General features: G+C 56.2%; 6 protein-coding genes and 1 pseudogene. All 7 read right to left on the minus strand.

Translation table 11 applies throughout. The features are described from left to right. Positions 1 to 64: 64 nt before the first annotated feature. A pseudogene (locus tag HWN72_RS14755) lies at positions 65 to 337 on the minus strand (transposase domain-containing protein); the annotation flags it as partial. 66 nt (positions 338 to 403) lie between these two features. Next, positions 404 to 1588: a glycosyltransferase family 1 protein gene (locus tag HWN72_RS14760; protein ID WP_211150544.1), complete on the minus strand. Its 1185-nt coding sequence runs from the start codon at positions 1586 to 1588 to the stop codon at positions 404 to 406. Continuing rightward, positions 1585 to 2523 carry an NAD(P)-dependent oxidoreductase gene (locus HWN72_RS14765; RefSeq protein WP_211150545.1) on the minus strand — a complete coding sequence of 313 codons (939 nt, stop codon included), beginning with the start codon at positions 2521 to 2523 and terminating at the stop codon, positions 1585 to 1587. Before HWN72_RS14765 ends, HWN72_RS14760 begins: the two co-directional genes overlap by 4 nt. Continuing rightward, complete coding sequence (locus HWN72_RS14770; RefSeq protein WP_211150546.1) at positions 2520 to 3260, minus strand: DapH/DapD/GlmU-related protein; 741 nt, start codon at positions 3258 to 3260, stop codon at positions 2520 to 2522. Before HWN72_RS14770 ends, HWN72_RS14765 begins: the two co-directional genes overlap by 4 nt. Positions 3261 to 3277: 17 nt before the next feature. Further along, entirely contained in the window at positions 3278 to 3892 is a 615-nt protein-coding gene (locus HWN72_RS14775) for a DapH/DapD/GlmU-related protein (protein WP_211150547.1), read from the minus strand. Further along, on the minus strand, positions 3889 to 5187 hold the full coding sequence (locus HWN72_RS14780; RefSeq protein ID WP_211150548.1) for a lipopolysaccharide biosynthesis protein: 1299 nt from the start codon (positions 5185 to 5187) through the stop codon (positions 3889 to 3891). The genes HWN72_RS14775 and HWN72_RS14780 overlap by 4 nt, the downstream gene beginning before the upstream one ends. Before the next feature lie 127 nt (positions 5188 to 5314). Next, positions 5315 to 5479: a hypothetical protein gene (locus tag HWN72_RS14785; protein ID WP_211150549.1), complete on the minus strand. Its 165-nt coding sequence runs from the start codon at positions 5477 to 5479 to the stop codon at positions 5315 to 5317. Positions 5480 to 6124: the final 645 nt, after the last annotated feature.

Raw genomic sequence — 6124 nt, forward strand, 5'->3', positions numbered from 1 at the left:
TTTCCCGCACGACCATAATAGCGCCGGCGTATCCATACGCCGAAGGCCGCAGCATCAGCATCAATCAGGTGGACGTAAGTTGCCACTTCCACGGGAGCAATTCGTCGAGGCTGGCGATGGGATGATTGGCGATGCGAGCGAGCACATCGGCTAGCCATGCCTGAGGATCGATGTCGTTGAGGCGACAGGTCTGGATCAAAGAATACGCGATGGCAGCGCGTTGTCCGCCGCGATCCGAGCCGCAGAATAGCCAGGCTTTCCGACCAAGAGGCACGCAGCGCAACGCGCGTTCTGCAGCATTGTTCGAAAGGCACACCCGGCCATCATCGAGGAAGCGCAGACGATCCACTTATCAAACGTCAAAGGCTATTCAGACGAGCCGGGCCACTTCTACTGCAGCGGCTCACAGTATCTGATCCCGATCAAGATGTTTGGCAACCTCCAGCACGATCGTCTGATACGTTTGGCCAAACTCGATGCGTCGTGCACTTAAGCCCGCTGTTGCCGTGGCGTTTGCCTCCGCTTCCGCTCCAGGCGACCAAGCCGCCAGCGTCGCGAGCATAGCTTCTGCCATCGCCATGGGATCATCTTTCGCCACGTAAATCGCGCGCTCTGGAGCTTGTTCTCGATGGACCGGAATGTCGGAAAGGAGGATCGCCTTGCCCATGGATTTCGCTTCCTCGACCGTGGTGCTCCACCCTTCGAAATGAGAGGGATTAATGATCGCCACCGAATGCCGCGAGAGCACTGAAAGGTGCTCATAGGGTACAAGGCCCAGCACCTTGAAATAGGGGCGCGCGCCAACCTCGTGTGCATGGTGCATCAACGCCTCGAAATATTCAGGGTTGCGCCGGTCTTCAGTTTTTCCGCTGCAAACCACCAACGGTGCAGTTCCGCTCTTGGCCAGCATGCCCAGTGCATCAATCACCAACGCATGGTTTTTATGCCGCCAGAACTGATTGGGGAGGTAGAAATAGGGTCGATCGATGCCATAAGTCTCGACTAGAAAATTCTGCCCACGCTTATCGTCTGGCTTCACCATGCCTGCCATGAAGCGCAGGATGCGGCTATTGGCAAGCGCTTCCGGTGCAAACTGGGCAAGATCCTTCTGGGCATCGGCGCTTGACAGCAGGATAGCCTGCGCAAACCGCGCCGTAGCACTATAGCCCTTGTCGCGAGCTGCCACTTCTTCCTGTTGAAAGAATTCTGGCATGCGGACATGCTGAAAATCGGGGAGCCAAGCAATTGCGGGAACAGAAGAATTCATCCCGAGATAACCTGAATGAGACAAGACATCGATGCGATGCCTTTTCAGGAAGTTCTCGAGCAGAATATTACGACGTAAAATCTTCTCAGATGCTTTGCGCGCGATCTTATACCGTAATCTTCCAGCCACCAAACTCGTGCGAATAAGCTCAATTGCACCAAACCCGGCGATATCCGCATCGGGCGTATTGGGTGCGATTATCAGAACCGGCTCGATCTTGCGTTCGGGCAGTTCCATCACTGCACCGATCAGATTACGAAGATATATGAGGCCGCCGGTCCAACTGGCACTGTTGGCGAGAATGAAGCCAACGCGGATCATGCAGCTTGCCTCCTGAACCAGTCAGCATAAGCGTCAAGCCCATCCTCTAGGGCGTGTTCCGAACGCCAGTCGAGAGAGAGTGTACTGCTGACATCGGCGACAAAATGGCGCGGATCGCCAAGTCGGATATGCCCTGTGAAGATTGCCGGCGTCCCGCCCAAACGATCTACAAGTCGGTCCACAACCGCCCGAACGCTCACCGCCTCCCCGACGCCGCCATTAAAGATTGGGCAATCCGTGGAAGCCACGGCCGCCGCTGCCGATAGGAGCCGAGAAGCATCTTCAACATGCAGCCAATCACGAGTCTCTGTTCCATCCCCACCAAAGGAAGCAGAACCGTTCATGATCTTACTGCAGGCATCCCACAGCAATTGCTTTCGCAGACCGGGACCATAGATACTGAACAACCGAACTATTGCAATCCGCACACCGAAATGGGTAGCATAGGAGCGGCAAAGATCTTCCGCCATCTTCTTGTGGACGCCATAGGGCGAGAGGGGCCGCCGTGGGGCATCAACTTGGATCGGCAGTTCTTCAACCAGCCCGTAGACCGCGGCGCTTGACGGCAGCACGAGACGCGCGTCGGGCACGTGCATCCGCACGAAGTCGAGAACCGCAAGCGTCGCATCGACCGTGCGACGGAAATCTTCGCGCGGACGCTCGAGCGAATACGGGACCGAGCCGGATCCGGCGCAATGGGCGATGAGGTCTGGCACCCCGCCATGCTCCACCAACGTATCTCCATCGACGTCAGCGTTATGCCAGTCAGCGATGCCCCATGCCGATGGCGAATCGCCCACCCAGTCTCCATGACCGAGGCCAGTGACATGATAACCTTCTGCCGCCATTTGCAGTGCGATATGGCGCCCAATAAATCCATGCGCTCCGGTGACCAGGGCGGACTTTGTAGGTGTTGATGGCGAACTAGCAATCAAGGTAAATCTCCCTGCGATGGTCCGGCGGCAAGGACGGGGATGGCAAGGTTCGGATGCTGTGCCTCTAGCGCGGCAAGATAGGATTCCGGATCGGGCAAGGCTGCATCCATTTCGGGGGTAAATTGATCAGTAGCCACCCAGTCGCGTCCGATCGGATCATACCGGCGAATCACTCTCGCCGGATCACCGATAGCGATGCTGAATGGGGGAATGTTAGACCGAACAAAGCTGTTCGCGCCGATGACGCTGCCATGGCCGATCGTTACGGAACCGAGCACAGTCACGCCGACCCCAAGCCAGCAATTGGTTCCAATTACCATACGTCCTTCGGTGCTGGTGCCAGTGGCGATATAAGGCTTCATCGGGTCAGAATAGAGATGGCCTGCGCCCAGAAACTTGCAGTCGATACCCACCAGCGCGAATGCGCCGATCTCGATCAACTCGGCGGGACTGAAGAAAGACCGAGCGCCGACGAAGCTAGAATGGCCAACGGCGATCTGGACGCTGTTGCGGCCACGGTGGTTGACGTTGAGGACTGCTCCGTCACCGACCACGGCATTGCGTCCCAACTTGACCGAGCGCCAGCCAAGTACCTGCGAATGTTTCCCGACTAGGCTGCCGGGTGCGAGGCTGGTGCGTTTGGCGGCCCTGCAATGTGTCGCGTCGCGAAATCTTCGCATGCCCATCCACAAGCGGGAGGGGATAGCTCGCCTGCCCCATGTAACCAAAACGTCCATGCCGTAACCCAATCCGCTCATTTTTTGGATTGTCCAATGATTCGTGCAGGATTGCCTGCGACGATAACCCAGTCAGGCACATCACATGTGACCAAGGTAGAAGCGCCCACAATGGCTCCGCGACCAATGGTGACGCCCTTCAGGATCGTAGCGTTAAATCCTATCCAAGCGTCATCTCCGATGTCGATCGGAGCTGAAGACACACCTTCGAGCTGACTGAAATCTTCGCCGGAAACCATTCCGGTAAAATGTTTGTGGCGAGCTTTAGCAGATATGGGGTGAGATATATTGTCATGAATGTTAACGCCATGAGAAATAAGAACTCTATCTCCGATGCGTATACTTTGAGATGACCAGATATAACTATTCTCACCCAAATACGCATCTTGACCTATGGTGATTGCCCCGCCATGCGGCAATGTCTGCAAAGTGGCCAGAACATGTGTTCCCCTTCCGATCTGGATGGCCTCTCGCTCACGGTGATTATTGATGCGACATGGGTCGTGCAGAACGGCAAGCGGATCAGCAATGCAGCGACGGCGTTTCGCGCTTGCCCGCCATTGCCGCAGAATTTTCCGGGAAACGCCAATGGGCACTGTCAGCCCACGAAGGAGCATGGCACACGGATTCATTTGATTGCTCCGTTCTGCCGTTCAATGACCCGCAACAATTTCGGCGTGAGCAGGGCATAAGGAAGAATGCTGAATAGCGAAAAAGCGAAAAACGTACCCCATACCGCGCCAGCCACGCCGATCTGCTTCACTAGAATGATCTCGGCGGTGATAGATACCACGGCCGTCAGCCCTGTAAACACGACCTGAGTTTTGACTACATGCGCTCCGTTTAGGAACATACCGAGCGCCAGCCCACCCGCCTCGACGATCTTCCATAACCCAAGCCCGAGGATGAGCAGAATCGGAGGCTTTACCGCTTCACCAACCCACAGACGGATGATCCAAGGACCCAAGATCATTAGGCAGATTGCAAGAACTGCGGCATAGCCAATCGCAACTTTGAGTGATTTCATGAGAGTCCGACGCGCCCATTCCACATCCCCGCGGGCAATAGATTCACGGTATGCTGGCCAAAGCGGGCTCAGCGCCATTGTCGCAGTCATGGTGATGAGGCTGAACAGCCGCTCGGGTACAGCATAAAGCGGCACGCTTGCGCTACCCAGCAGCTGAGCGATGATTACGTTGTCGCTGTTATAGGTAATCGCCGCGGCCACTTGCAGCAGCAGAAAAAGAAGACCGGTGCGGATTACGTTCAATCCGCTCTGCTTGTTGGCCATGGCCCAGCTCGGGCGGATGTCCGATCGGAGGACCCAAAAAAAAACGATACTGTTGACGATATTAGCCGCGAGCGGACCACTGAGGAAAGCGATTACCAGCCAAGGCAGACCGGCGCGCAGATAAATAGCTGTCAATACCGCAATGAGGGCAAGAACGCTGCCTCCGCATTGCCACAGATTGGCGATAAACCCTTGCTGCAGTCCCATCTGCACACGTTGTACCACTCCTGCCGGAATGGCCACTGCAAAGCACATGACAAACGCCGCAATTGCCGGCCCGGCTTCGGCACGGGCGCGCAGGGAGCGCACATTGAAGAACTCGTGCCACGCGACGTGACGGTAAAACAGCGCAAAGACGAGCAAGATTAACGCCGCTACCATACTGAGCACAAAAAAGCCGCTCGATATACCCTCGCGCATCGCCGTGCGATCCTCTCGGCCATGCGCCGCAGCGACGGTGTTCAGGATACCGTTACCAATACCAAGATCAGCAAAGGATAGCATCGCGACCAGCGAGCTTAAGATCATCCACATGCCATAGCGCTCGACGCCAAGGTAATGAAGCGCGAGCGGCACCGTGAGGAGCGCTGTCCCCACCGATACCAGTTTCGCCAGGGCGGACATCATCGCCGACATCATAGCGCGACGGCGTCGGTCGTGCGCACGCGCGACCGGTGTTGACAGGTCACCCACAGGAACACGCAGTTCGCGGAGTATGGCCAAAGGCATCCTTGGCAAGCGGTTCAACATTGCCAGCAAAAAGTCAATCCGATCCGAACAAACCGAGCGCTATCACTTTGCCCTTTATCTCCGCGATCTCAGTGGTCATGCGGCTAGCGATGTTGCTGGCGGATTCCCGCTTGTAAAGACCACGCCGCACTCTCGATCCAAAATACATGCCCTTTCGTATCATCGGTTCGTAGATCACCGCTTCAGTTTCCTTTGACCTTGAACCGTTTCATAATGCCTTGGATCAAAAACTGTCGGAAATTACCAAGTCTTCACCACCAGCGGTATACGCCCACCGCCGCCTTTAGCCCTCTACCCCTAATTTGTTCGGCCAAAAAATCATTGCGGGCTCCGGCCCCGGCTGCATAAACTACTGCACCGGTCCAATCCCGAAGCACTTCAGAGCAATTTTCCAGCGACTCTTGGCGTCTGTAGGCCAACAATAGCCACCACGGCCTAAAACAGGTATTGTTGTAGTACGGAGCGATGCGCGGATCAAGGTAGAGGTGGTGCCGGTTTTTCGGACAGGGTCGTTTAATCGCAAAGAGGTCAAGGGGAACCCGGCGCGGCCTTCCTCGGTCTACGATTGCTTGATCGCAGTCGGTTTGGTGATCGTGGTTTTCAGCAGCGCCAGCATCAGTCGCGCTGGTATGTCGTTTGTCGGGTACAGGGTCGTTTACGCGGTCGAGACACGCCCGCCGCAGGATAGGTCTTCGTGGGCCGGGATCTTCCAATGTGTTAAACGCACTTGCCGAGAAATGATGGCAATGCGGCCTGTGTAGCGGAATGATCCTGTCCGCGTCCCGACAGGGACGAAGCAGCGCGTCCATGCCATGAACGCTAG

The organism is Novosphingobium sp. HR1a, from assembly GCF_015594425.1.
Taxonomy (GTDB): Bacteria; Pseudomonadota; Alphaproteobacteria; order Sphingomonadales; family Sphingomonadaceae; genus Novosphingobium; species Novosphingobium resinovorum_A.